This is a genomic window from Duganella aceris (assembly GCF_011090165.1).
Lineage (GTDB): Bacteria > Pseudomonadota > Gammaproteobacteria > Burkholderiales > Burkholderiaceae_D > Rugamonas > Rugamonas aceris.
This window is the reverse complement of sequence record NZ_JAADJT010000038.1, coordinates 1-1,326: the sequence shown is the minus strand read 5'-3', so window position 1 is coordinate 1,326 and position 1,326 is coordinate 1. Positions and strand designations below refer to the sequence as shown.

Annotated in this window: 1 protein-coding gene; it reads left to right on the top strand. The window is 51.1% G+C overall.

Annotated elements, in window-relative coordinates; translation table 11 throughout:
- Nucleotides 1–216 precede the first annotated feature (216 nt).
- On the top strand, nucleotides 217–1,206 hold the full coding sequence (locus GW587_RS30940) for an alpha/beta hydrolase (RefSeq protein ID WP_166108750.1): 990 nt from the start codon (nucleotides 217–219) through the stop codon (nucleotides 1,204–1,206).
- Nucleotides 1,207–1,326: the final 120 nt, after the last annotated feature.

The following is a 1,326-nucleotide window of genomic DNA, read 5'->3' as shown; positions in this document are numbered from 1 at the left end:
CCGCATTCGTCGTTGAAGTTGAAATCTCCTCGCATGTTCAGGAGGGAGCTGGCGCGCCGGGCTCAAGAAAGCGGCGCTAACTAAGCGATAGGACGTGTCCGGTTATACGGGGGCAAGATCACGCGCACTGCGCTCTCGCCGAAAGCGAATACGACTAGAGCAAGCATTGCAGTTCCTCCTCACAAAATTATTCCAGTTATTGTTATAGCAGGCATTATGGGGAGTAACCTGCGTGCCATCACGTCAGGTTCAAGGAACTTGGAACTGAGACCTGGCGAGGCAGCTTGGCGTCCACCGAATGGAAAAAAAGCTGGGCTCAGTGAGGCCCATAAATGGAGCAAAAGGTCTCCCGCGATTCGCCAAAATATTTTGGACGCGGACACACTGGAAGTGGACCCTACAGGCGAAATCATCGAAATTCCCAAGCGCTCTAATGAGGACACTTGCCGAGCTCGTGGATGGGGGGAAATCCATGCTGATAGTTATGGGGAATTGCTTTGTACCTTAGAGCAAAATCTTAACAGTACTTTCAAAGTCTCATCCGGCAATGCTGAGATGGAGTCGACATGGGTAGACATAAATGGCTACGATCGAAGAGACTGGGGTTCTTCTAAGGATGGCATAGGTGCCCCTCTGACCGTGGATGAGTTGAAAAAATTCGCTGCTTATCATTATCCGGTCTATGCGTTTGGATACAACTGGCTGCACTCAAATGAGGTATCGGCTGGTCATTTACGAGAACGGATTGAGCTCATCATTGCCTCCTGGACGCGGTCCACGCATACGTGCACGAAGGTCATGCTGATCACGCATTCGATGGGAGGGATGGTTGCTCGCGCCTGCGCAAAGCAAATACCGGAGAAAATTGCTGGCGTGGTCCACGGAGTAATGCCCGCTCTGGGAGCACCGGCATGCTATAGACGTTTGGCTTGTGGCACTGAGGCCAGCAGTCCAGGAAAAGGACGCCTGGAGAGGTTTGCTATGGAGAAATTCGCCGAAATTGCGGGAAAAACCACCGATGAAACAACTCCCGTTTTAGCACTTTCCTCTGGCCCATTGGAGCTGCTGCCAACTCATCTCCATTCCAAATGGATTTCGGTCCAGCTAAAGCTGCCGAAGGATCCGTATTCCGTGGAACTAAATTTTCCCGATAGAAATCCCTATAAATTTTATAAAGACTTTGAGTGCTGGTACCGGGCAATTTGAGGTGTACTGTCAATAATGGACACGTCCGTTTCAAGCAGCCAGCGCTTTTTTTCTGAAATTCTCAGCGAACGACGCCGGCGATACATAGCCAAGGCGCGAATGGCGCCGCTGGCGGTTGTA